At 67.6% G+C, this 24,631-nt stretch carries 16 protein-coding genes; 2 read left to right on the top strand and 14 right to left on the bottom strand.

The genetic code is table 11. The annotated features are described in order from the left end of the window. Positions 1-209: 209 nt before the first annotated feature. From ACNQR1_RS03830 to glf, 12 genes are all read right to left on the bottom strand, one after another. On the bottom strand, positions 210-1,763 hold the full coding sequence (locus tag ACNQR1_RS03830) for an acyl-CoA carboxylase subunit beta (RefSeq protein WP_418044171.1): 1,554 nt from the start codon (positions 1,761-1,763) through the stop codon (positions 210-212). Further along, positions 1,760-7,201: a polyketide synthase Pks13 gene (gene pks13, locus ACNQR1_RS03825; RefSeq protein WP_418044169.1), complete on the bottom strand. Its 5,442-nt coding sequence runs from the start codon at positions 7,199-7,201 to the stop codon at positions 1,760-1,762. Before pks13 ends, ACNQR1_RS03830 begins: the two co-directional genes overlap by 4 nt. A gap of 49 nt (positions 7,202-7,250) precedes the next feature. Further along, entirely contained in the window at positions 7,251-9,140 is a 1,890-nt protein-coding gene (gene fadD32 / locus ACNQR1_RS03820) for a long-chain-fatty-acid--AMP ligase FadD32 (RefSeq protein WP_418044167.1), read from the bottom strand. A 253-nt stretch (positions 9,141-9,393) separates the two neighbouring features. Then, positions 9,394-10,407: a cutinase family protein gene (locus tag ACNQR1_RS03815; RefSeq protein ID WP_418044165.1), complete on the bottom strand. Its 1,014-nt coding sequence runs from the start codon at positions 10,405-10,407 to the stop codon at positions 9,394-9,396. A gap of 39 nt (positions 10,408-10,446) precedes the next feature. Beyond that, positions 10,447-10,899, bottom strand: coding sequence for a hypothetical protein (locus ACNQR1_RS03810; RefSeq protein WP_418044163.1), 453 nt, complete (start codon positions 10,897-10,899; stop codon positions 10,447-10,449). A gap of 74 nt (positions 10,900-10,973) precedes the next feature. Then, a complete protein-coding gene (locus tag ACNQR1_RS03805) occupies positions 10,974-11,885 on the bottom strand; it encodes an alpha/beta hydrolase-fold protein (RefSeq protein ID WP_418050265.1) in 912 nt (303 codons plus the stop codon). Positions 11,886-12,052: 167 nt separating this feature from the next. Next, entirely contained in the window at positions 12,053-13,048 is a 996-nt protein-coding gene (locus tag ACNQR1_RS03800) for an esterase family protein (RefSeq protein WP_418044161.1), read from the bottom strand. A gap of 321 nt (positions 13,049-13,369) precedes the next feature. Beyond that, complete coding sequence (gene zomB / locus ACNQR1_RS03795) at positions 13,370-15,415, bottom strand: flagellar motor control protein ZomB (RefSeq protein ID WP_418044159.1); 2,046 nt, start codon at positions 15,413-15,415, stop codon at positions 13,370-13,372. After that, positions 15,393-16,334 carry a decaprenyl-phosphate phosphoribosyltransferase gene (locus ACNQR1_RS03790; RefSeq protein ID WP_418044158.1) on the bottom strand — a complete coding sequence of 314 codons (942 nt, stop codon included), beginning with the start codon at positions 16,332-16,334 and terminating at the stop codon, positions 15,393-15,395. Before ACNQR1_RS03790 ends, zomB begins: the two co-directional genes overlap by 23 nt. Next, positions 16,331-16,864, bottom strand: coding sequence for a phosphatase PAP2 family protein (locus ACNQR1_RS03785; RefSeq protein ID WP_418044156.1), 534 nt, complete (start codon positions 16,862-16,864; stop codon positions 16,331-16,333). The genes ACNQR1_RS03790 and ACNQR1_RS03785 overlap by 4 nt, the downstream gene beginning before the upstream one ends. Before the next feature lies 1 nt (position 16,865). Next, positions 16,866-18,806 (bottom strand): glycosyltransferase, encoded by a 1,941-nt coding sequence (locus ACNQR1_RS03780; RefSeq protein ID WP_418044154.1) that lies wholly within the window; start codon positions 18,804-18,806, stop codon positions 16,866-16,868. Continuing rightward, positions 18,803-20,044: a UDP-galactopyranose mutase gene (glf, locus tag ACNQR1_RS03775; protein WP_418044153.1), complete on the bottom strand. Its 1,242-nt coding sequence runs from the start codon at positions 20,042-20,044 to the stop codon at positions 18,803-18,805. The genes ACNQR1_RS03780 and glf overlap by 4 nt, the downstream gene beginning before the upstream one ends. A 241-nt stretch (positions 20,045-20,285) precedes the next feature. On the opposite strand from glf, the gene ACNQR1_RS03770 reads away from it, so the two are divergent. After that, complete coding sequence (locus ACNQR1_RS03770) at positions 20,286-21,230, top strand: hypothetical protein (RefSeq protein WP_418044151.1); 945 nt, start codon at positions 20,286-20,288, stop codon at positions 21,228-21,230. A gap of 127 nt (positions 21,231-21,357) precedes the next feature. Beyond that, on the top strand, positions 21,358-22,974 hold the full coding sequence (locus ACNQR1_RS03765) for an N-acetylmuramoyl-L-alanine amidase (RefSeq protein WP_418044149.1): 1,617 nt from the start codon (positions 21,358-21,360) through the stop codon (positions 22,972-22,974). A gap of 12 nt (positions 22,975-22,986) precedes the next feature. Here ACNQR1_RS03765 and ACNQR1_RS03760 read toward each other — a convergent pair whose 3' ends face one another. Together ACNQR1_RS03760 and ACNQR1_RS03755 are read right to left on the bottom strand one after the other, a co-directional pair. Continuing rightward, entirely contained in the window at positions 22,987-23,811 is an 825-nt protein-coding gene (locus ACNQR1_RS03760) for an HAD family hydrolase (RefSeq protein WP_418044147.1), read from the bottom strand. Further along, positions 23,811-24,629, bottom strand: coding sequence for a lysophospholipid acyltransferase family protein (locus ACNQR1_RS03755; protein WP_418044146.1), 819 nt, complete (start codon positions 24,627-24,629; stop codon positions 23,811-23,813). The genes ACNQR1_RS03760 and ACNQR1_RS03755 overlap by 1 nt, the downstream gene beginning before the upstream one ends. Between the last annotated feature and the right edge of the window lie 2 nt (positions 24,630-24,631).

Below are 24,631 nucleotides of genomic sequence, written 5' to 3'. Positions count from 1 at the left end.
ACTTGTGGATAGTTTTCCCTGGGCCCGCCGTCACCGCAGTTCACAAGGTGCGATTTCGAATTACACGCTTGTGAGTAAGACTGTGCGCTGGCCGCTCACCGCAAACCACGGCAGGCGATGCACGCTCGCGCGTGACGAGTGTGCGCGGGCTGCTGCCCGATCACGGCGTTTCTGGCAGCAGACACGCACGCTCGCGGTGCCGGAGGGAACTACAGCGGCAGCAGGCCGTGTTTGCGCTGCACCTTGGGACCGTTCTGCTTGTCCCGCAACAGCTTCAGGGACTTGCGCAGCAGCAAGCGGGTCTCGTGCGGCTGGATCACGCCGTCGATGTAGCCACGCTCGGCCGCGATCCACGGCGTCGCCATGTTGTCGTTGTAGCCCTTGATGAAGTCCGCGCGGATCTTCTGCACCTCGGGGGCGGTCGGATCCGGGAACCGCTTGACCAGGAGCTGTGCCGCGCCTTCGGCACCGATCACCGCGATCCGCGCGGTGGGCCAGGCGTAGTTCAGGTCAGCCGTCAGCTGCTTGGAACCCATCACCGCGTACCCGCCGCCGTAGGCCTTGCGGATGATCACGGTCACCTTCGGCACGTCGGCCTCGACGATGGCGTTGAAGAACCGGCCGCCGCGCTTGATGATGCCGCCCGTCTCCTCGGCGACACCCGGCATGGCACCCGGGGTGTCGACCACGAAAACCAAAGGCAGGTTGTAGGAATCGCAGAACCGGATGAAGCTGGCCGCCTTGTCCGAGGCCTCGTTGCCGATGGCACCCGACATGAACATCGGCTGATTGGCAACCACACCGACCGGGTGACCGTCCACCCGGGCGAACGCGGTGATCAGCTCCGGAGACCGCTGATCGGCGATCTCGAACACGTCGCCGTCATCGAAGATCCGCAACAGGATCTCGTGCATGTCATAGGCCATGTTGTCGGCGTCCGGGACGATGGAGTCCAGCTCCAGATCGTGCGGGGTGATCTCGGGCTCCAGGCCGGGGTTGATGACCGGCGCGTCGTCGAAGTGGTTCGACGGCAGGAAGCTCAGGTAGTCGCGCACGTACTGGTAGGCCGCGGCCTCCGACTCGACCACCTTGTGGATGTTGCCACGCTGCGCCTGCACGTCGGCCCCGCCGAGTTCGTCGAAGCTGACGTCTTCGCCGGTGACGTCCTTGATCACGTCCGGACCGGTGATGAACATGTAGCCCTGGTCGCGCACGGCCACCAGCAGGTCGGTCTGAATCGGCGAATAGACCGCTCCGCCTGCACATTTGCCGAAGATCAGCGAGATCTCCGGGACCAGGCCGCGCAGCATCTCGTGCCGGCGACCGAGTTCGGCGTACCAGGCCAGCGAGGTAGCGGTGTCCTGGATGCGGGCGCCCGCGGAGTCGTTGATACCGATGATCGGGCAGCCCACCATCGCGACCCACTCCATCAGCCGGGCCACCTTGCGGCCGAACATCTCGCCGACCGAGCCCTGGAACACCGTCTGGTCGTGGCTGAACACACCGACCGGTCGTCCGTTGATGGTGCCGTGACCGGTGACGACGCCGTCGCCGAAGAAGGCGCTCGGATCACCGGGCGTCTTGGCCAGCGCGCCGATCTCCAGGAAGCTGCCCGGATCGAGCAGCGCATGGATGCGGGCGCGGGCGCTCGGGATGCCCTTCTTGTCGCGGCGGGCCTTGGCCTTCTCATCGCCCGGATCGGAAGCCAGTTCCAGCTTCTCGCGGAGCTCGGCCAGCAGTTCAGCCGTGGTTTTGTTCGTCACTTGCTCTCGCTCTCCGCTTCGATACGGTTGATCGCCTCGCTCAGGTGAGCACCGACTTTGGCAATGTACGGCTCGTCGATGGCCTGAATGTGCTCGCCCCCGATGTGCACGACCTCCAGGTCCGAGGCCGCTTCGCCCCAGCCGCCGTCGGGCTGGCGGGTCGCGTAGGCGGGCTCGAACACGATCGCGTCATCGTGGTAGCGGTCGGCCATGTAGAGCGTGACGTGTCCGTCGTACGGCTGGATCTCGATGGTGTCCAGCGCGCGGTTGTCCAGGTAGGACGTGCGCTGGTGCTCGATGATGCCGCCGGGGATCTGCACGCCGCTCTGCGCGACGACCTCAAGCACGAACTTGACCTGGCCCTCGTCGTCGAGCTTCTCGAGCTCCTCGTAGGGGATCGCGGGGACCTCGACGTTGAAGGTGCGCTCGGCGAACCGCGCGTAGCGGTCCCAGCGGGCCCGCATCCCCGCCTGGCTCTGGTCGATCGGCTCGCCGGGGCGAACACAGTCGATCAGGCCCACGAACCGGACATCGGCGCCGGCCTGCTTCAGGCCGATCGCGCACGCGTAGGCCAGAGCCCCGCCCAGCGACCAGCCGGCCAGGATGAACGGGCCCTTGTACATCTCCAGCAGCTTGGGCACGTACTCGGCGGCGCGCTCCTCGATGGAGCCCTCGACCCGCTCGATGCCGTAGATCGGGGTATCGGCAGGCAGCCGCTTGATCAACGGTTCGTAGACGACGGTGGATCCGCCGGCCGGGTGGAACACGAACAGCGGGATTTTTCCGGAGGTGCCCGCAGTGCTTTCGCTGGGAGCCCGCAGGGTACGGACGAACCCGTCCACCACGCCCTCTTCCAGCTGATCGCGCACGATCGTGGACAGCTCTTCGATGGTCTTGGCCGAACGGACCTGCTCGACCGTCACGGTGCCCTCGGCGCGCTCGGAGAGCCGCTCGGACAGCTTGGTCGCCGTCTCGACATCGACGAAGGGCAGCTCGTTGAAGATGCCGCCCGGCGACTTGCCGGTGACGATCGCCCAGGTGGCGAAGGTGACCCGCTCCGCGGCGTCACGCGGGGGCACGTCGGCGCCAAGCGCCTCGGTGACCGCCTCCTGGGTGAGCACCTTGGCGGCGGCCGCAGCCGCGGTGGCCTTGCTGGGGCCGGCCGGGCCCGACGGATCCGACGGCGGCGGCGGAACGGCCGGACCACTCGGATCGCTCGGCGCCGGTGGGATCTCCAGGCCCTCGATGGCGGCGGCCTCGGCAACCGGGTCCACCCCGGTGACCTCATCGGCCTTCTCCCCCACCGAATGTCCGGCCTCGGCCAGCTTGGCCTCGAGCTCGGCCACCGTGGAGGCTCCACCCAGGAGCTCGGACTGCTCGGCGGCGATCTCCTCGGCCGTCTTGCCCTTCTGGGATTCGGCGATCTGATCGACCTCGTCGCGGTGCTCGATCGCGTACTTGATCAGGTCCTCGACGTTGTACAGGTTCGCGTCACGCACCGCGGTCAGCTGGATCGGCGGCAGGTCGAAGTCGTACTCGACGCGGTTCTTGATGCGCACCGCCATCAGGGAATCCAGGCCCAGCTCGATCAGCGGCACCTCCCATGGCAGGTCCTCGGGCTCGTAGCCCATGGCACCGCCGACGATGGTGCCGAGCCGCTGCGCGATGGTCTCGCCGGAATCCGGTGACCACTTGGCAAAGCCGGCACCGAGGTTGGCGCCTTGAGTGAGGTTGTCGGTCAGGATCTCGGCGTCATCTTCGGCGTCGGGCTCGGGCTCGGCCAACGCCGGGGCGGCCGAAACCTGCTCGGCGACAACACCCGCACCCACCGCGGTCGGCAGCGCAGCCGCCGCACCACCGCGGGTCACGATCGCGTCGTAGACCAGGGTGAAGGATTCATCGATCCGCGCGTGCACCTGCACCGAGGCACCGCCCGGGTGCCGGGTCAACGTGGTGACCAGGCGGGAGCCGTCGGCGGGCACCGCCCGCTGCTCCGACGCGGTCAGCTTGGCGTCCGGAAGCACCTGCGCGGCAGCGGCTTTCACCAGGGCAGCCAGGTCAGCGGTGCCCTTCGACACGAACTCCCAGACGTGCTTGCCGTCGGGTGTGGCGACGTGGTTGCCGGGCATCACCGTGGAGCTGTCGCCGGTGAAGTGCGCGTCCAGCCAGTGCTGCTTGCGCTTGAACTTGGTCGGCGGGATGTTGGCGAAGTCCAGCGCGCCGGCCAGGCCGGTGGACTTGCGCGGGAACAGGGTCCGCAGGTCCAGGTCATGGCCGTGGACGAACAGATGCGCCATGGCCGTGACCATCGAGGTGACCTCGTCCTGCTTGCGGGCCAGGGTCGCGATCAGCTGCGCGTCGTGCAGCCCAGCCGAAGCCGTCGTCAGCCCAACCTGCATGAGCGCCACCGGGTTCGGTGCCAGCTCCAGGAACGTGGTGTGACCGTTGTCCACCGCATTGCGGATGCCGTGGGTGAAGTAGACGCTGTGTCGCAGGCCCTTCTTCCAGTACTCCACGTCGTGGATCGGCTCGGCGCCGGCCCGGATGAACTTGCCCTCGTGCACGGTCGAGAAGTAACCGGTGCTCAGCGGATGCGCTTCGATGCCCTGGATCTCGGCGGACAGCTCACCGAGCAGCGGGTCCATCTGCTGGGTGTGGCTGGCGCCCTTGGTCTGCAGCTTGCGGGCGAACTTGCCCTCGGACTCCGCCCGGGCGATGATCGCGTCGATCTGCTCCGGCGGGCCGCCGATGACGGTCTGGGTCGGAGCGGCGTACACGCACACCTCAAGGCCCGGGTAATCGGCGAACACCGTCTTGATCTCGTCGGCCGAGTACTCGACCAGCGCCATCAGGCGGATGTACTCGCCGAACAACATCGCTTCGCCCTCACCCATGAGGTGCGCGCGCGAGCAGATGGTCCGGGTGGCATCGGCCAGCGACAATCCGCCGGAGAAGTACGCGGCGGCCGCCTCACCGAGTGACTGCCCCACCACTGCACCGGGTTTCGCACCATGGGCCTTGAGGAACTCACCGAGCGCGACCTGGATGGCGAAGATCACCGTCTGGACCACTTCGATGGGGTATTCGCAGGTCTCGTTGGTGTAGTCGATCGCGTCGTCGAGGATCAGCTCGACGACCGAGTACCCGCGCTCATCCTGGATATGGGCGTCGACCTTGTTGATCCACTCGGCGAAGACCGGCTCACGCAGGTAAAGCTCTTTGCCCATCTTGCGGTGCTGCGCACCGAAACCGGCGAGCACCCACACCGGGCCGTTGGTGACCGGGCCGTCGGCCGAGATCACACTCGGATGCTGCTTGCCCTCGGCGACCGCCCGCAGGCCCTTGACCGCCTCGTCGTGGTCGTGGGCCAGCACGATGGCACGCGAGCGGCCGTGGTTGCGGCGAGACAGCGAGCGTCCGATGGACTCGAGCGACGACGCCCGCCCCTCTTCGCTGTCGATCCAGTCCGCCAGCGCGGCGGCGGCGACCTTCTTGCGCGAGGTCAGGAAGGCCGAGACGGCAAGCGGGACAACCTTCTTGACGGGCTCGGCGGCGTCGGCGGCGGCCAGTTCCTCGCGAGACGCCTCGATCAGGCGCTTGGCCTCATCGGTCAGACCAGGCAGCTCATGCGTCGCCTCGTCGTAGGCCGGGTATTCGTCTGCTTCCGACTCATCGTGGATGAACTCGCCGTACTCGTCCATCCGCACACCGCCGACGTAGGTCGCGCTGGCGTCATCGGCAGCCGACTTGTCCTCGGCAGCTTCAGGTTCCGGCTCCGGCTCGACCAGATCCGACGGCAGGACCTCGCGCAGCACCAGGTGCGCGTTGGCGCCACCGAAGCCGAAGCCCGACACACCGGCGATCGCATGACCGCTGTAGCGCGGCCAGTCCGACACGGTGTCGTTGACCTTGAGGTGCTCTTTGTCGAAGTCGATGTACGGGTTGGGCCCGGCATAGTTGATGGACGGCGGCAGCTTGTCGTTGGCCAGCGACAGCGTCATCTTCGCCAGGCTCGCCGCGCCTGCCGCCGACTCCAGGTGGCCCACATTGGATTTCACCGCACCGAGCAGCGCGGGTTTGTCCGCCTCGCGACCACGTCCGACCACGCGACCCAGGGCGTCGGCCTCGATCGGGTCACCCAGGATGGTGCCGGTGCCGTGCGCCTCGATGTAGTCGACGGTCCGCGGATTGATCCCGGCGTCCTTGTAGGCCTTCCGCAGAACCGCTTCCTGCGCATCGGGATTGGGGGCGAGCAGGCCGTTGGACCGGCCGTCGTGGTTGATCGCGCTACCAGCGATGACGGCCAGGATCTGGTCGCCGTCGCGACGGGCGTCGGACACCCGCTTGAGCACCAGCATGCCGCCGCCCTCGGACCGGGCGTAGCCGTCGGCGTCCGAGGAGAACGACTTGATGCGGCCGTCCGGGGCCAGCACGCCGCCGACCTCGTCGAAGCCGACCGTCACCATGGGGGTGATCAACGCGTTGACACCGCCGACGATGGCCACATCGGCCTCACCGGAACGCAGCGCCTGCACACCCTGGTGGGCTGCCACCAGCGAGCTCGAGCATGCGGTGTCGACGGCGACCGACGGGCCGCGGAAGTCGTAGAAGTACGAAACCCGGTTGGCGATGATCGAACTCGCGGTTCCGGTGATGGCGTACGGGTGGGTCACCGACGGGTCCGAGACCGCCAGGAACTGGTAGTCATTGGTCGAGTTGCCCACGAACACACCCACACTGGTGCCGCGCAGACTCGACGCCGGAATCCGGGCGTGCTCCAGGGCCTCCCAGGTCAGCTCCAGCGCCATGCGCTGCTGCGGGTCGATGTTGTCGGCCTCCATCTTCGACAGCGCGAAGAACTCGGAGTCGAAACCCTTGATGTCGGACAGGTAGCCGCCCCGGGTGCGGGCCTTGGCCACGCGCTCGGCGATCCGCGGCTCGGCGAGGAACTCCTCCCACCGGCCCTCGGGCAGGTCGGTGATGCAGTCCTTACCGGCGAGCAGGGCCTCCCACATCTCGTCAGGGGTGTTGAGGTCCCCCGGGAAGCGGGTGGCGACGCCGACGATCGCAATGTCTTCTACGTCGCGGGCCCGCGACCAGTCCTCGTCGTCGGTGCTCGGGGGTTCGGGCTCGCCCTCGATGATCACCGTGGCCAGCGACTCGATGGTCGGGTGCCGGAAGAGCACCGTGGCCGTCAGAGTGACACCGGTGAGGTCCTCGATGTCGCTGGCCATGGCCACCGCGTCACGCGAGGACAGACCCAGTTCGATCAGTGGGGTGGTCTCGTCGATCACATCGGGTGACTGACTCGTGGCGTTCGCCACCGCCTTACGCAGCCACTCGCGCATCTCCGCGACGGTCAGGTCAGGGCGCGAGGACGGCTGGCCTGCAGACTCGGTGGTCGCTGGAAGATTCGAATTGCTCTGGGTTTCATCCATGTTCAAGTCACCTTCGTCGTGCAATGGGCGGCGTGATGCCTGGCTCAGATCAGTCGGTCTCGTCGGGGAACGCGTTGGCGATCTTTCCGCTGCGCAGGCTGCCGTCCAGGTACGCCGAACGGCAGGCCCGACGGCCGATCTTGCCGCTGGAGGTACGCGGAATGGCGCCTGCCGCGGTCAGCAGCACGTCGCGCACGGTGACACCGTGCCGCACGGCGATCGCGGCCCGGATGTCGTCGGTGATCGGCCCGACTTCGAGCTTGTGCGAACCGGGAGCCCGCTCGGCCACGATGACCAGCTGCTCGGAGCTGTCTTCGTCGTCACGGTGCAGGCCGGCGTGCGCGTTCTCGAACACCTCGTCGGGCAGCTGGTTGGCCGGCACCGAGAAGGCCGCGACGTACCCGGTGCGCAGCGCCTTGCTGGCCTCCTGCGCCGAGTACTCGAGGTCCTGCGGGTAGTGGTTGCGGCCGTCGATGATCACCAGGTCCTTGACGCGGCCGGTGATGTAGAGGTCGCCGTCGTAGAAGGCGCCGTAGTCGCCGGTGCGGACCCAGGTGGCGTCGTCGTCGGCGCCTTCGGCGTGCGACGGGCTGGTCCGCGACTTGAGGATGTTCTGGAAGACATTGATGGACTCTTCCGGCTTCCCCCAGTAGCCCGTACCCATGTTCTGGCCGCTCATCCAGATCTCGCCGACCTGGCCGTCGGCCAGTTCGGTCGCGCTGTCCGCATCGACGATGACGGCCCACTCGGAGACACCGACCTTGCCTGCCGAGGCCTGGGCGACCGCCTTGGGCGAGTCGCCGTCCACCTCGACGATGCGACCGGTGTTGAGCTCGTCGCGGTCGACGTAGATGATCTTGGGCTCTTCGGCGGCCGGCGTGGTCGACACCATCAACGTCGCCTCGGCCAGACCGTAGGACGGCTTGATCGCCTTGGCCGGGAAGCCGAACGGGCTGAACGCCTCGTTGAACCGGCGAACGGTGGCCGCCGAGATCGGCTCGCTGCCGTTGAGCACGGCCTTGACGTTGGACAGGTCGAGCGGCTCCCCGTCCTTGGGCACACCCCGCGCAGCGGCGTGGTCGAACGCGAAGTTCGGGGCCACCGAGATGACGCCGCCGGTGTCGCCTTCCTTGCGGGCCATCTCCCGGATCCAGCGCTCAGGACGGCGCACGAAGGCGGCCGGGGTCATGAAGGTGAAGTAGTGACCGATCATCGGCGCGATCAGCCCGGTCACGAGGCCCATGTCGTGGAAGAACGGCAGCCAGGACAGACCGCGGTCGCCTTCCTCGCCTTCGAGCGCCTCGACGATCTGCACGATGTTGGTCGCCATGTTCAGGTGGGTGATCTGCACACCGGTCGGGATCCGGGTCGAGCCGGAGGTGTACTGCAGGTAGGCGATGGTGGTCTCGTCGGGCCCCTGCGGGTGAACCCAGGTGGCGGCGACGTCGTCGGGCACCGCATCCACCGCGATGACGCGGGGACGCTGGTTGGCCGGACGGCTGCGGAAGAACTTGCGGACGCCCTCGGCGGCCTCGGTGGTGGTCAGGACCGCCGACGGGTGGCAGTTGTCCAGCACCGCGTGGAGGCGGCCGACATGGCCGGGCTCGGACGGATCGAACAGCGGCACCGCGATGCGCCCGGCGTAGAGCGCGCCGAAGAAGGCCACGAGGTAATCGAGGTTCTGCGGGCACAGGATGGCGACGCGGTCGCCTTCCTGGGTGACCTGCTGGAGCCGGGCGGCCACCGCCTTGTTGCGCGCGCTGAACTGCGACCAGGTCAGGTCGCGCGCGACGCCGTCACGCTCGGTCGAGAAGTCCAGGAAGCGGTATGCCAGCTTGTCGCTACGAACCCTGGCCCAACGTTCGACGTGCTCAACGATGCTGGCGCCGTCAGGGAACTTGATCTGACCGTCCTTGATGAACGGATTGATGAACGGCATATAACTCTCCTGTCAGAGCCGTACTCGTCGCGTTGTCGCACGTCACTGGCGGTGCGTTGCAGCCACTCGGCGGCCGTACGTACCCAAACCCGGACGATCGTACCGGGCGCGGCGACCACGCCTACGAGTCAGCTGACGGCTCTAGTCAACCAACCACGCACGCGCAAAGCTCTTATTTTTCTCTTAATGTTAAGGGACCGTGACGGTCCCGGCCAAATCCGCCGCGCGAGTCGTGTTCCGGGCGTGTTCTGTGTCAACCGTGCTTGGGATGAGGCGCATTGTCCACCAGATCCTTGGCCCAGCTCAGCGTCCACTGCGTGGCGGTCTCGCCGTTCTCCACCCAGAACTGCGGTGTGTTGTACAGCGCGTGCACCGGCCCGGCCGCGCTGCCGGTCAGTGTCTCCAGTGTCTTGGGCAGGTTGAAGATCGAGAACGCCTCTTCAGGCGCCGAGCAGATCAGGTCTCCCTTGCCGCAGATCTGGTTGGTCCGTTTGTCGAGCGCCCCGAAGCCGCCCTGCCGCGGGCCCGTCATGGTCAGGCCCATCTCGGAGAGCACCGGAACCTCGTGCAGCGTGATCTCGGCGCCCTGGCCCGGCGGGTTGGGGCCGATGTCCTGCCCGACACCGAGCTGGCGGCGGCCGTCGGCGATCAACGTCACGCCCAGCACCAGGTCTTCGTCGACCGGCCCCCGGCCGTTGCCGATGTCGCTGGCGAGGTCACCGCCGATCACCGCGCCCTGGGAGAACCCGGCGATCACGTAGCTGGTCAGCGGGCAGCGGTCGTTCATGTCCGTCATCGCCTTGACCGCGGTGCGCTTTCCCTCGGCACGGCTGTCGTTGTACGACATCTGGTTGTCGGCGGAGAACGGGTTATGGAACTGCGCGGTGTACGGCACCGTGTAGACCTCGAGCCGGTCCTTCCCGAACTGCTCGCCCATCGGCCGGCTGATGTTGCTCATCAGCGACAGGGGGAACTGCGTCGGGTTGAACGGGTCGTCCTGCGGTGACGACTCCCAGGTGCCGGGAATCGAGACCAGCATCACGTCGGGGCAGTCGGCGGACTGGAACTCCGGCCGCGGCTTACGCGTGGCCGACGGGCCCGGCACGCCGGCCGGCGGCTCGGCCGACGGCGGCGCCGACGGGGTTTCGGGACGACGCATCACGATCACCACGATCGTCACCACCAGCACCACGACGAGTGCCATCGCCGCGGCGGCGATCAGGGCCAGGATGCGGTGACGCTTCCTGCGGCTGGCGTTTTTTGCCATGGGTTACTCGGGCTCCTCGCGTGCGTGCGGTGATCTGCGCTAGCAGAGATGATCGGTGGCGATACGGATGTAGTCGGTGGCGGCGGTGTCGATCTCGCCGGGCGTGGGGCCTTCCTGGCCGCTGGGCCGGGCGGCTCGGACATCGCTGCGTACCAGCGGCAGGACGAACTCGCGCACGGCCTGGTCATCCTGCTTGGCGGCGCGGCCCTGGCACACGTACGACCCGATCGACAGGGCCAGCAGCTCACTGGACGGCTTGATCCCGGCGGCCTTGAGCTCATCGAGATAGGAGTGCTGCTGCGACGTGATCGCCAGCTCACCGCCGCGGCCCTGCTGGGGCTGCGCAGACGCCGCCTGCGGCTGCGCACCGTTGACCTGTGACGTCGGCAGGGCAAGCGGCGCCATGATGTCACCGCCTGCGTCGCATGCCGTGAGCAACGACGCAGCGGACACCGCTACCACCAGGGTGGCCGACCGTACCGTGTGCTGCACGCTTCCACCGTACCGGCCGGTGAAATGTGTCCCGGCGCAGCTGATTCTGGTCACTACGACGAGCGCCCGGACGTCTACTTGATGGTCGCGACCAGTTCGCCCGACATCTGCGCCAGCTGCGGGGCCCAGCTGCCCCAGTCGTGCTGACCCCCGGCAGGCATGTCGAAGTGCCCGTTGCTGCCGCCGACGGAGCGGTAGTGCTGGTAGAACGACCTGTTGCTGCCCTGGGCAAGATCGCAGACACCGATCATGGCGGCCGGGTCGCTGCATGTCAGCGTGCCCGGGCTGTACACCCACAGCCGGGTGTTGGCATCGGCCAGCAACTGCACGTGCACGTCGGGGTCATGCCACTTCCAGCGGCCCAGCTGTGGGGCACCCCACATGCCGTAGCTGTCGACCCCACCGAACTGCGCCAGGCCGGCGGTGATCGCACCGTTGAGGGTGGTGGCCGACGGGGTCAGGAACCCCGAGAGCGATCCGGCGAAACGGAACCGGTCGGGATGGAACGCGGCCAGCGTCAGCGCGCCGGTACCGCCCTGCGAGGCGCCCACGATCCCGTGCCCGCCCGGGGCGAGACCCTTGTTGGCGGCCAGCCAGTCCGGCAGCTCGGCGGACAGGAAGGTCTCCCACTGCTTGCTGCCGTCCTGCTCCCAGTTCGTGTACAGGCTCCAGGCGCCGCCCGCCGGGGCCGCCACCGAGATCCCACGGCCGGCCAGCGTCGACATCGCGTGGCCGGCGTTGACCCAGTTGCTCACGTCGGGAGCCGCGTTGAACGCGTCGAGCAGGAACACCGCGTGCGGGCCACCGCCCTGGAAGGCGACAGGGATGTCACGGCCCATCGCGGCCGACGGGACCATCAGGTACTCGACACCGTCGGCGCGGGCGGGAGCGGCCGTCGTCGCCGAGGCGGCCCAGAGGGCGGCACCGAGCACGGGCGCCAGCAGGGCCGGCAGCATCGCCCGCATCAGACTCAACGCACGTCTCATCATCAACCTCTCCTGCTGCCGGTCGTTCGAAGTGCCCCCGCACACGTAACCCGCGTTGTAGTGAACCACATCGCAACCACGCCCGGGGCCCGGAAACGGCTGACGGCGGCGATCCGTGAGGATCGCCGCCGTCGTCCGTGTCTTACCTGGTGCTACGTGCCGTCCGCTCAGGCGGTCGGGGTCGCGCCCAGGACGCGCTGCAGGTCAGGCTTCATGGCCTGCAGCTGCTGGCCCCAGTAGGCCCAGTTGTGCGTACCGCTCTGCGGGAAGTTGAACACCGCGTTCTTGCCACCGGCCGCGATGTACTTCTCCTGGAAGGTGGAGTTCGTGCGGCACACGAAGCCCTCGAGGAACTTCGCGGGCATGTCGGCGCCACCGAGCTCGCCCGGCTTGCCGTTACCGCAGTACACCCACAGGCGGGTGCCGTTGTTGGCCAGGGTCGCGACGTTCTCGGTCGGGTCGTTGGCCTTCCAGGCGTTGTCCGGATCGCCCGTCTTGCCCCACATGTCGTCGGCCTTGTAGCCGCCGGCGTCACCCATCGAGATACCGATCAGCATCGGCCACCAGCCCTCGGACGGGTTCAACGTGCCCGACAGGGAGGAGGCGTAGATGAACTGGTCCGGGTGGCGAGCCGACAGCATCAGCGCCGACGAACCGGCCATCGACAGACCGACCACGGCGCTGCCGGTCGACTTCACGTCCTTGTTGGCCGCCAGCCACGCCGGGAGCTCCTGGGTCAGGAAGGTCTCCCACTTGTAGGTCTTGCAGCCGCCGTCCTTGGTGCCACAGGCAGGCTTGTACCAGTCGCTGTAGAAGCTGGACTGGCCGCCGACCGGCATGACAACCGAGATGCCGGAGTTCAGGAACCACTCGAACGTCGGCAGTTCGATGTCCCACCCGTTCTGGTCTTCGCGAGCGCGCATACCGTCGAGCAGATAGAGCGCAGGTGCACCCGCGCCACCGCTCTGGAACTCGACCTTGATGTCACGTCCCATCGCTGCCGACGGAACTTCGAGATACTCGACCGGTAGGCCGGGCCGAGACCAGGCTCCAGCGGTTGCCGAGCCGCCTACGACGCCAACCAGGCCAGGCAGCACGGCTGCTGCGGCGACCGCAACCGTCAACCGGCGCGACAGGCCGCGCATCTTCCCAACGAACTTCATACCGCTCCCTATCTGAATCTCTTCTTCGTATTCCGCACATCGATCGAGGACCGACGTAAGCGGCTCACGTGCCCGTGTAGTCAACCACACGAACGCGCGGTGCTTCTCTGCAGCAGTTCTCGTCCCTGGTCGGCCCTGCGCCATTGCCGGTCGCGATCAGGTCTGGTTCGGGTGCCTGCGACCAGGTGTCGATACCAGAGGTCAACATCGGTTTTTCGTACCGTCCGTTCAAGATCGGTGTGCAGGCTCGTCTGGGTATCGGTCCGGACGGGCCGCGCGTTACCAAACACACAGAATTCCTCGGAACAGAGCCGGAACCGGTTACGGACCGGTGGCCGGCATCCCGGTGTACGGCGGGTTTTTGGGCTCGGGCACCGGCAGTCCGCACCGCTTCAGGTCATAGAGCGGCACCCGGTCGATCCGGTACTTGGTGAACTCGTACGCGTGCGCCAGGTTCGACAGGAACCGCCGCGGGCTCATCTCCCCGCGCACCGAGTTGAGCATCGACTCGGTGGCCGGGCAGGCCAGCGCGGCCTCGGCCTGGGCGATCCATTCCTCGTCCAGGTAGGCCGGGATGTAGGGGCGGGTCTTGAGGAACGGCCCCTCGGCAACGGCCCAGTCCGGGAACAGGTTCTTGTCGTGACCGATTCGGCCGTCGGTCAACCGTTGCGTATGCATCGCAAGCGGATTCGTCAGACCGATCTGATCGATGACCCGAACATCGAGTCCGACATTCATGCCCAGCATGCCCATGTTGGTGAAGAACACGGTGTGAGGTGTGGCCAACGCCCGCCGGTCCGCCGGGCTGAGATCGGCGGGCGGCGGGTAGGCGGGAACGACGTCCCACACGTCGTAGTTGCCCGACGGCAGCAGCAGTGCCCCGTCCGGGGTGTTCTCGATCGCCGTCAGCACCGCACGCATGCGCGGGTAGTCCAGGTAATCGGCCGCCGTCAACGGGTGGGCGTGGCCGGTTGCCTGCGAGTAGAACCGGCGCTCGTCGACGATCCCGGTGTAGGTGACACGCGTGCCGTCGGCGCCCAGGCCCGACGAGTTCGCCGCCCAGATCGACCACCCCACCACCGCGGCCCACAGCACGCTGGTGGCGGCGGCCAGCAGGTAGCCCGTCTCCCTGGTGAACTTGGTGCCGTCGGGCAGCACCACGGGGATCACCGCGACCGGCATCAGCAGGCAGAACAGCGGCGTCAGCAGCACCCGGCCGTGCATGAAGTCACCGCCCTGGCGCACCCAGTAGATCGCTTGCAGCAACCCGCTGGCGAACATGAAAAGCACTACGGCAGCTGGACTTTGAACGGTACGGGCCAGCCAGCCGTAGCCGCGGGGCACCTGATGGCGCACCCACCACGGCCTGGTCCTTGTGGTCAGCAGGACGGCACCGAGCGCGCCCAGCAGCATCACCGGCACCCACAGCAGGTACGGCTGGTTGAAATTGGTGAGGTAGGTGAAGCCCTGGGACCACTTGGCGCCCGAGGCGTCCTTGGCCACCGCGGTGCCCGGCACCAGCAGTCCGTAGTAACCCATCCGGAAGATCTGGTAGGCGACCGGCAGCAGTCCGCCTGCGACGACGATCAGGGCCCGACGGCGCCAACCGCGCGCCGCGATCAGCATCATGACCAGTGCGCCGACGCCGATCAGCGCCAACTCGGGGCGGATCAGCACGCTCAGCCCGGCCAAAGTGGCCAGCGCCCCGTCGAAGTACTTGTTGGAGGCCGGATTAGGGGCATTCTTCGGGCTGCCACGACCGACCGTCTTGGGGGCCGCGCGTAGCGCTTGCGACCAGCACACCATCATCCACCACAGCAGGCCCAGATAGGCCAGCACCAAACCGTTTTCGAGACCCGAGGTGGCGAAGTCGCGGGCCGGCGGGACCGCGATGTAGACCAGCGCGCCGGCGGGCAGCAGCAGCGCCCGGCGGCCCTGCAGGCTCGGGGCGTACAGCCGGCCGGTGCCCAGCATCGCCAGCACCACACCGAGCACACTCAGCGTCAGCGCGAAAGCCAGTGCCACGTACTCCATCCGGACCGGACCGCCGAGCCATGCACCCAGCGTCACCAGATACGTCCATACGGTGGAGGTGTTGGCCTCGATCCGCTCACCCGCGTTGAAGACAGGTCCGTTGCCCGCCAACAGGTTCCGCACCGTGCGCAGCACGATCAGGCCGTCGTCGGCGATCCAGCGTCGCTGCCAGGCGCCCCAGCCGAACAACCCGGCCACCACGACCACGCTCACCCACAGGCTGATCCGCACCGTGATGTCGTACGGAAACACCGGCCACCGCGCCAGCCGGTCACCCACGCCACCTGCCAGGCGGCGCAGCGTAATCCGGTCAGCTGAAGTAGATGGCAGCACCGATGGTTCCGATCCACGCCAGGAACAGGATCTGCAGAACTCGGTCTTTCAGCGCGATCTCCTCTGGCTCACCGGCGATGCCGCCATCGATGTCAACGGCATAGCGCAGGATCGCGATGGTGAACGGAACCATCGTGATGGCGTACCACGACGCATCCTGGCCGTCGAGCCCCAGAACGTCGTTGGCACTGTCGCGCCCGAACGCCCACAGGCCGTAGCAGAGCACCATCGCGGTGGCCGACAACGTCCACACGAATCGCAGGTAGCTGCTCGTGTAACTCTCCAGCGACTTGCGGATCTTGGCACCCGTGCGCTCGGCCAATTGCAGCTCGGCGAACCGCTTTCCGGCCGCCATGAACAGTGAGCCGAAGGCCATCACCAACAGGAACCACTGCGACAGCGGGATGTCGGCGGCCACGCCACCGGCGATGGCGCGGAGCAGGAATCCGGAGGACACGATGCAGATGTCGAGCACGGCCTGGTGCTTGAGCCCGAAGCAGTACGCCAGCTGGATGGCGATGTACACCGCCATCACCACCGCCAGATTCGGGGTCAGCAGCCACGAGATACCCAGCGAGGCCAGCGCGAGCACGACGGCCAGCACGTAGGCCAGCGACTCGGGCACCACACCGGCGGCGATGGGCCGGAACCGTTTCGTGGGATGGGCGCGGTCGGCCTCGACGTCGCGGGCGTCGTTGACCAGATAGATCGACGACGCGGCCAGGCAGAACACCACGAACGCGATCGACACCTTGTAGGCGAGGTCGGCGTAGTTGTACTCGATGCCGCTGCCGACCGCGGCGAGCGGCGCGGCGAGCACGAGCAGGTTCTTGATCCACTGGCGCGGACGGATCGCCTTGATCAGCCCGGAGGCCAGATTCTTCGGCGGCCCGATCTCCGGCTGCGCTTCCTCACTCATCGGCCACAGTCTCCTTCGGCCCCGACACCGGCAGTTTTACCGACCACAGAACCCACGAGTGTCCCGACGGCCACGCCGGTCAGTACGTCGGTGGGATAGTGCACGCCCAATACCAGACGCGACAGCGCCATCGGCACCACCAGCGCCGCCCGCAGCGGCAGACCCGTCGTCCGGGCCAGCAGCACGGCGGCCGCGGCGGTCGAGGTGGCATGTGCCGACGGGAAACTCAACCGACTCGGCGTCCCGACGTTCACGGCGATGTCCGGGTGATGCGGCCGTTCACGGCGCACCACCCGCTTGATCAGTACGGCCGCGGCATGGGCCAGGAACGCCCCGGCGCCCACCGCCAGCCATGACTTGCGCTTGGCCGGCTGGGCCAGGGCGCCTGCGGCCGCGAGCGCGAGCCAACCGAGACTGTGCTCACCGAAGTGCGAGAGCGCACGCGCGCCGCTCAGCACGCCCGGCCGGGTGGCCAGGGCAGACTGCACGGCTACCAACACGGCGTCTTCGCCGCGCGGGGCATCGGTCATGTCAGTTTTTCTCCGCCGACTCTGTCAGCAACACCGTCTCCCACTTCTGGGTGCTGGTCAGCACCGGCAGCGCCTCACGATAGACCTTGCGCATCCGGTCGAATTGACGGACCACGCGCAGCTGCTGGCGCAGCGAGGCCCGCAGCAACGCGAACATCTTGGCGCGGTCCCGCTGCCGGTACACCACACCGCGCCCATCGGCGGTGGTGACGGTGACCCCGTCGACGCGGCACAGCGAGAACCAGCGGGCATCCTGGGTGGCCACGTTGATCTGCGGCCGGACATGGGTCTCCGGATCGTGCTGGCGCAGTTGGTGGACGACGCCGCGGGCCAGGTTCACCAGGATCGCCGGCTTGGAGACCGGGATGCCGATCTTCTTGCGCTTGAGGTCCGATGCGGCGGGCAGTTCGGTGGCACCGGGCAGCACGACGGCGTCGGGGTAGGCCTGACGCATCTTGCGGACGTCGGGTAGGGCCGATTCGAGGATCGAGAAGATGTGTTCCGGTCCGGCCAGGAAGTCCTCCATGGCCTGGTTCTGGATGGCGACCGTCGAATACTCAAGGCACAGCAGGTGTTTGAACGTCGCCTTGAGGTGGCTGGCCAGCAGGCCGCGCGCGTCGCCGTCCCAGTGGATCGCGGCGATCACCAGTCGGTTGCGCAGGTGGAAATAGGCCTGCCAGTCGATCGCGTCGTCCTTGTCGCTCCAGGCCATGTGCCAGATCGCCGCACCGGGCAGGGTGACGGTGCGGTAGCCGTGCTCGGCGGCGCGCAGGCCGTACTCGACGTCGTCCCACTTGATGAACAGCGGCAGCGGCTGCCCGAGTTCTTCGGCCACCTGCCGCGGGATCATGCACATCCACCAGCCGTTGAAGTCCACGTCGATCCGGCGGTGCAACAGCTTGCTCCGGGCGGAGTCGGTGTCGTCGAGCGCGTGCTTGGCGAAGTCGTGGTCGTATTCGGCGTTGGGGGCGGCCGACCACATGAAGTTCGTCCGGTCCACCATCTCGCCCATGATGTGCAGGTGTGACGGTTCCTGCAGGTTGAGCATCTGCCCGCCGACCAGCATCGGCTCCTTGGCGAACCGGTTCATGGCCAGGGCCCGCAGGATCGAATCGGGCTCGATACGGATGTCGTCGTCCATGAACAGAATCTGTTCACAGTCGGTGTTCTTCAGCGCCTCGTACATCACGCGGCTGTAGCCGCCGGACCCGCCGAGGTTGGGCTGGTTATGAATCGAGAGGCGGTCGTCACCCAATCTCTCCGCGGCGGCCTCGAAACCGGGGTGGTCCTTGGCCTTGCTGGTGCCCTGGTCGGACACGATGACAGCGCTGATCACCTCGTCCACCAACGGATCCGAGGTCAGGGCGGCCAGCGCGTTGACGCAATCCGAGGGCCGGTTGAAGGTCGGGATGCCGACGGCGACGTTGGCCCGTCCGGGCGCGGGCGTCGGGGCGTACCAGCCGGCGCTGTGCACGCGCACCGCGGTGTCGGTGGTGATGTCGAACCAGATCCAGCCGCCGTCCTCGAAGGGGGTCAGGTCGATCTCGAATTCCACACTTGCCGGTTCGGCGGAGTCGCCGCTGGACACCGGGGCGCCGCCGACGGTGATGCGGGCACCCGTGGCCTTGGACCGGTACACGTCGACGCGGGCCGTACCGGTCAGCTCGACGCGCAGGACCACCGATTTCAGGGTCGACCAGCGACGCCAGTAGCTGGCCGGGAAGGCGTTGAAGTAGGTCGCGAACGAGATCCCGGACTCGGTGCCGATCTCAAGGGTGGTGCGGGTCGGCGCATGTGCGCGCCGGGCATTGGTCGAGTCCTCGACGAGGTAGAGCTTGCGGACGTCCAGCGGCTCGCCCGGTCGCGGCAGGATGACGCGGGCCAGCAGACTGACGGCCCGCGATTCCCCGGCGTCAAGGGCGCCAGATGGGATGTCACTCATGCTTTGCTGCTTTCCTCTTCGGTAGTCAGCGGCGCACCGTCGGACAGGTGCGGTGCCAGGGTGTTGTCGTACATGTTCAGCGCACTGGCGATGGCCATGTGCATGTCGAGGTACTGGTAGGTGCCCAGCCGGCCACCGAAAAGGACCTTCGCCGAGGCGGTTTCGGCCTTGGCGCGGGTCCGGTAGGAGGTCAGCAGAGCGCGGTCGGCCTCGGTGTTGATCGGGTAGTACGGCTCGTCGTCTTCCTTGGCGAACCGCGAGAACTCCCGCATGATCACCGTCTTGTCCGACGGGTAGTCCCGCTCGGGGTGGAAATGGCGGAACTCGTGGATCCGGGTGTAGTCCACGTCGGCGTCGTTGTAGTTCATGACCGGCGTGCCTTGAAAATCACCGCAGTCTGTCAATACCTCAAGATCGAAATCCAGTGTGCGCCAGCCCAGCCGGCCCTCGGAGTAGTCGAAGTAGCGGTCCAGCGGACCGGTGTAGACCACCGGCGCGTCGGGGTTGGCAGCGCGCAGTTCGTCGCGGACGTCGAACCAGTCGGTGTCCAGCCGCACCTCGATGCGGTCGTCGGCGGCCATGTTCTCCAGCCAGGCGGTGTACCCGTCGACCGGCAGGCCCTCGTAGGTGTCGTTGAAGTAGCGGTTGTCGAACGTGTAGCGCACCGGCAGCCGGGTGATGTTGGCCGCGGGCAGTTCCTTGGGGTCGGTCTGCCACTGCTTGGCGGTGTAGGCCTTCACGAACGCCTCGTACAGCGGGCGCCCGATCAGTGAGATGGCCTTCTCTTCGAAGTTGGCCGCCTCGTGGCCGGCGATCTCGCTGGCCTGCTCCTTGATCAGGGCGCGAGCCTCGTCGGGGGTGAAGTAGCGCCCGAAGAACTGCGAGACCAGGCCCAGCCCCATCGGGAACTGGTAGGCCTGGCCGTCGTGCATCGCGAAGACCCGGTGCTGATAGCTGGTGAAGTCGGTGAACTGCCGCACGTAGTCCCACACCCGCTGGTTGGAGGTGTGGAACAGGTGGGCGCCGTACTTGTGGACCTCGATGCCGGTCTGCGGTTCGGCTTCGGAGTAGGCGTTGCCGCCGATATGCGGGCGGCGTTCTATAACAAGGACACGCTTGCCCAGCTGCGTTGCCACGCGCTCGGCGATCGTCAGACCGAAGAAACCGGAACCGACGACGAATAAGTCGAAATGTCCGCTGGACTGGTCTGTAGCGACCCGGGGAGATAAGGACGTCATCGGCAGCCAGGGTATCCGACCGTGCCCCCGCGCCCCGAATTAGACAAAGGGCCCAGGTCGCAATTCGCTCACAATTCAATATCGTCACTCTAGACCCATGAGTCACAGCCTTAACATCGATCTCGTTGGCATTCATGGGCTTCACAGCATCTGGTCCGGAACCGCCGATGAAGAAGCGGAGAGCACCCCACGTGCGATCCGAAGTGCAGTGCTTCGCTGCAAACATATTGAGGAGACTTCCGTGCCGAACCGCCGTCGACGCAAGCTCTCGACAGCCATGAGCGCAGTCGCCGCAGTGGCAGTCGCAAGTCCAGTCGCCCTAGTTGCCATGTCGCAGCTTTCCCCCGCGCCGCAGGAGCGTGAGTTCACCCAGGCCGCACTGGTCACCGACCTCCCCGGGGAACTGATGTCCGCCCTGTCGCAGGGCCTGTCCCAGTTCGGCGTCAACCTGCCGCCGATGCCGTTTCTCAACAGCTCCACGCCGGCACCATCACTGGGTTCACCGACCCTGACCTCGCCGGGTCTGGCGTCCCAGGGCCTGACCGCGCCGGGCCTCACCCCGGCCGGGCTGCCGGGACAGGGGCTGACCGCACCCGGACTGGCCTCGCCTGACCCGACCCTGACCAGCCCCAACGGGTTGTCGCCGACCCTGGGCGCACCGACCGGTGCGCTGCCGTCGGCGACCGGGTCGCTGACCGATCCGGCGTTGACGCCGGCCGCCGGGGGGAACCTGACCAACCCGGCGCTCACCCCGCCGACCACCGGATCGCTGACCAATCCGGCGCTCACCCCGGCCGGCGCTGCACCGGGTGGGTTGACGACCACCCCCACGGCGCTGGGCGGCACGGGCCTGACCACCTCGCCGGCGGGCCTCGACCCGTCACTTTCCGGCGGTCTGGGCGGCCTGCCCGCCCCGGGTGAGGTGCCGATCTCGGCTCCGATCGGGCTGGATCCCAGTGCGGGCACCTACCCGCTGCTGGGTGCCGACCCGTCGTTGTCCGCGATGCCCGCAACCAGCAGCGGCGGTGGCGGCCTGTTCGGTGATCTGTCGAGTGCCGCCAACCAGCTCGGCGCCGGCCAGGCGATCGACCTGCTCAAGGGCATGGTGATGCCGGCAATCACCTCGGCGATGAAGGCTCCGGCCGCGGCGGCCCCGCCGCCTCCGGTCCCCGCGCCGGCCCCGTAAGAAAGGCCCGTTTGAAAGGACGGCACCGCAGAAGCCCTCTGGCTCTGCGGTGCCGTTGTGTGTGAAACACGACGCGCGGGCCGTGTCGAATCATTCGTAACACCAGACTCATACGTAACATCAGTCCGTGCAGTCCCGTCGTCCCGCGCCGTCGATCCTCTTCACCGCGCTTGCGGCGACGGTCGTGATCGTCCCGTGGGCGATCACCGGATCCGACCTGGGCAAAGCGCCCGACCCATCCGAAACTGCGCCGCAGCTCACACAGCAACCGCTGGACAACCTCGCGGTCGGCGAGAGCATCCGCGAGGTCCATCAGGACACCCCGTTCTCGATGGTCGCGCTCACCTCGCCGGACCTGCGCGGCACCTCCGCCCGGGTCCGGGCCCGCAAGGACGACGGCAGCTGGGGGCCCTGGTACCAGGCGGAGAACCTCGACGGCGTCGGCGCCGACACTCCCGGCCCCCGCGGCACCGAGCCGGTGTTCGTCGGCCGCACCACCACCGTGCAGATCGCCGTCACCCGCGCGCCCCAGGCACCCCCGCCGCCGACCGGGAAACCCGGTAAACCAGGTCCGGCCAAACCGGCGCTCGGCTATGTGCCCGCCAATGTCGAGGCACCCATCGGCCAGAACGTCACCGCGGTGCTCATCAGTCCGCCCCAGGCCCCCGTCGACGTAGGCCCGCTACCGACCGCCGCCATCGCCCCCGGCCAACCGCCGACCATCATCAGCCGGGCGCAGTGGGGCGCCAACGAGTCGATGCGATGTGGAAGCACCGTGTACGACAAGGGCATTCGAGCCGGAATCGTGCACCACACCGCGGGCAGCAACGACTACTCCCCCGCGGATTCGGCGGGCATCATCCGGTCGATCTACGAGTACCACACCCGCGAGTTGGGCTGGTGCGACATCGCCTACAACGCGATGGTCGACAAGTACGGCCAGGTTTTCGAGGGGCGCGCGGGCGGCATGGACAGGCCCGTCGAGGGCTCGCACACCGGCGGCTTCAACATCGACACCTGGGGGGTGGCGATGCTGGGCGATTTCGACGTCGTTCCGCCCACCGAGATCCAGGTGCGCAACACCGGCCGACTGCTGGGCTGGCGACTCGGCCTCGATCACGTCGACCCGCGCGGCACCGTCGTGCTGACCTCCGCCGGCGGGTCGTTCACCCACTTCCCCCGCGGAGCCACCCCCACCCTGCCGACGATCTTCACCCACCGCGATGTCGGCATCACCGACTGCCCCGGCAACGCCGCGTACGCCCAGATGGACCGCATCCGCGACATCGCCGCCCGGTTCAACCAGCCACCCGGCCCCGCCGACCTGGCCGACCAGATGCGGGGCGGCGCGATCTACGCCCGGTGGCAGTCCGAAGGCGGCGCCAACGGGCTGCTGGGCAATCCGACGTCACCCGAGGCTGCCGGTGAAGGGACGGCGCGCTACGCGACCTTCGAGCGCGGCGTCGTGTACTGGTCACCGGACAGCGGCGCCGAGCCGGTCACCGGTGCCATCTACGAAGCCTGGGGAACGCTCGGCTTCGAGCGCGGAATCCTGGGCCTGCCGACCAGCTCCGAGATCCCCGAACCGCAGTGGATCGTGCAGAACTTCCAGCACGGCACGCTGAACTTCGACCGGGAGAAGGGCACGGTCACCCGCGTGGTCGACGGCGTGCCGGTGGAACTGCCCCCGCCTTCACCCGATCAGCAGCCGGTGCAGCTGGAGCGCTTCACCCCGATCACCTGATCGCTCAGCGGATCAGGACCACCAGCGTTCCAGCACCCGGGCCACCCCGTTCTCGGAATTGGTCACGGTGACCTCGTCGGCCGCGGCCACCGCTTCAGGGTGGGCATTGCCCATCGCCACACCACGGCCGGCCCAGCTCAGCATCGGTATGTCATTGGGCATGTCGCCGAAGGTCACCACGTCGGTGGCGGCGAGCCCCAGCGGGGCGGTCAACTCCGCGACGCCGGTGGCCTTGCTGATGCCCAGCGGCACCACCTCGATCAGACCGTTGTTGGTCGAATAGGTGATATCGCCTTGTAAACCAACGTGTTTGAGCAGTTCGGCCGCCATGTCGGCGCTGCGCGCCCCGGCCTTGCGGATCAGCAGCTTTACGGCGGGGGCACTGAGCAGGTCCTCGACCGACACCTCGGTGTTGTCCGGGTTGAGCCAGGCGTGTTCGTAGCCCGGCGAGCTGACGAACTGCGGGGTCGCGGCGTCGTGCGCGGAACGACCCACCCGTTCCACGGCCAGCCCGGCACCCGGGATCACCCGCGTGGCGATCTCGGCGAGCTCACCGAGCACCTCGGTGGACAGCGTGTGCGCCGACACGATGCGGTCGGTGGCCGGGTCGTAGATCACGGCGCCGTTGGCGCACACCGCCATCGGTGCCAGGCCGAGGCCGTCGACCACCGGAGCGATCCAGCGCGGCGGCCGTCCGGTGGCCAGCACGAACGTCGCCCCGGCCTCGACCGCCGCCTGTACCGCCGCCCGCGTGCGCGGCGTGACCTTCTCGTCTTCGTCGAGCAGCGTTCCATCCACGTCGGAGGCGATCAGCCCCGGCGCCCGTTCGTCGCTCATCAATTATTTCCCGTCGCTTCGCTCGCCCGGCCACTATTTCCCGGCGCTTCGCTCGCCCGGCCACTATTTCCCGGCGCTTCGCTCGCCCGCTTACGCGCGCGTTCGGCCAGTTCCGCCTCGTCGAGCAGCTTGGCCTCGGCGGGCGTGGGTGCACTTCCGCCGAGCCGTTTCGGCACCCAGTACGCCCCGGCCGGCTCGGCGTAGTCCTGATGGGCCTGGTCGAGCAGTGCCGACATCGCGGCCCGCAGGGTTTCGTCGATCTGGGCCACCGAACCAGTCGCCCAGATCGGTTCGCCGACGACCACGCTCACCGGAATTTTCTTGCGCCCCAATGACTTCGGATGGTCTTTGGTCCAGATGCGCTGCGCGCCCCAGACGATCAGCGGAATGATCGGCACGCCGGCATCCAGAGCCATGCGGGCCGCACCGGTCTTGAACTCCTTGAGCTCGAAGCTGCGGCTGATCGTCGCCTCCGGGTACACCCCGACCAGCTCGCCGCGGCGCAACGCGTCCACCGCCACGGTGTAGGCGCCCGCTCCTGCCCTGCGATCCACCGGGATCGTCCCGGTGTGTTTGATCAGGTAGCCCACCGGCTTCACCTGCTCCATCTCCGCCTTGATCATGAACCGCATCCGACGGCCGCGTTCGGTCGCGGCCAGGGCAGCAGGCAGGAAGTCGACGTAGCTGGTGTGGTTGATGGCGATGACAGCACCACCCGTGGCGGGAAGGTTGTCCACCCCGCGGAAGGTGATCCGGGTTCCGGTGGCCCGCACCACGAGCCCGGCGACAATCTCCAGACTTCGGAAAACCGGTTCCATAC

This window comes from Mycobacterium sp. 48b (assembly GCF_048282725.1).
In the GTDB taxonomy this organism is placed as follows: Bacteria; Actinomycetota; Actinomycetes; order Mycobacteriales; family Mycobacteriaceae; genus Mycobacterium.
This window is presented reverse-complemented; position numbering and strand designations above follow the sequence as displayed.

What these genes read in the sequence shown, in the direction of transcription:
- ACNQR1_RS03760 (WP_418044147.1), bottom strand. Translation starts at nt 23,811, where the DNA reads ATGAGCGACGAACGGGCGCCGGGGCTGATCGCCTCCGACGTGGATGGA.
- fadD32 (WP_418044167.1), bottom strand. Translation starts at nt 9,140, where the DNA reads ATGCCGTTCATCAATCCGTTCATCAAGGACGGTCAGATCAAGTTCCCT.
- glf (WP_418044153.1), bottom strand. Translation starts at nt 20,044, where the DNA reads ATGACGTCCTTATCTCCCCGGGTCGCTACAGACCAGTCCAGCGGACAT.
- ACNQR1_RS03790 (WP_418044158.1), bottom strand. Translation starts at nt 16,334, where the DNA reads ATGAGTGAGGAAGCGCAGCCGGAGATCGGGCCGCCGAAGAATCTGGCC.
- ACNQR1_RS03780 (WP_418044154.1), bottom strand. Translation starts at nt 18,806, where the DNA reads ATGAGTGACATCCCATCTGGCGCCCTTGACGCCGGGGAATCGCGGGCC.
- ACNQR1_RS03755 (WP_418044146.1), bottom strand. Translation starts at nt 24,629, where the DNA reads ATGGAACCGGTTTTCCGAAGTCTGGAGATTGTCGCCGGGCTCGTGGTG.
- ACNQR1_RS03785 (WP_418044156.1), bottom strand. Translation starts at nt 16,864, where the DNA reads ATGACCGATGCCCCGCGCGGCGAAGACGCCGTGTTGGTAGCCGTGCAG.
- ACNQR1_RS03815 (WP_418044165.1), bottom strand. Translation starts at nt 10,407, where the DNA reads ATGGCAAAAAACGCCAGCCGCAGGAAGCGTCACCGCATCCTGGCCCTG.
- ACNQR1_RS03805 (WP_418050265.1), bottom strand. Translation starts at nt 11,885, where the DNA reads ATGAGACGTGCGTTGAGTCTGATGCGGGCGATGCTGCCGGCCCTGCTG.
- pks13 (WP_418044169.1), bottom strand. Translation starts at nt 7,201, where the DNA reads ATGGATGAAACCCAGAGCAATTCGAATCTTCCAGCGACCACCGAGTCT.
- ACNQR1_RS03800 (WP_418044161.1), bottom strand. Translation starts at nt 13,048, where the DNA reads ATGAAGTTCGTTGGGAAGATGCGCGGCCTGTCGCGCCGGTTGACGGTT.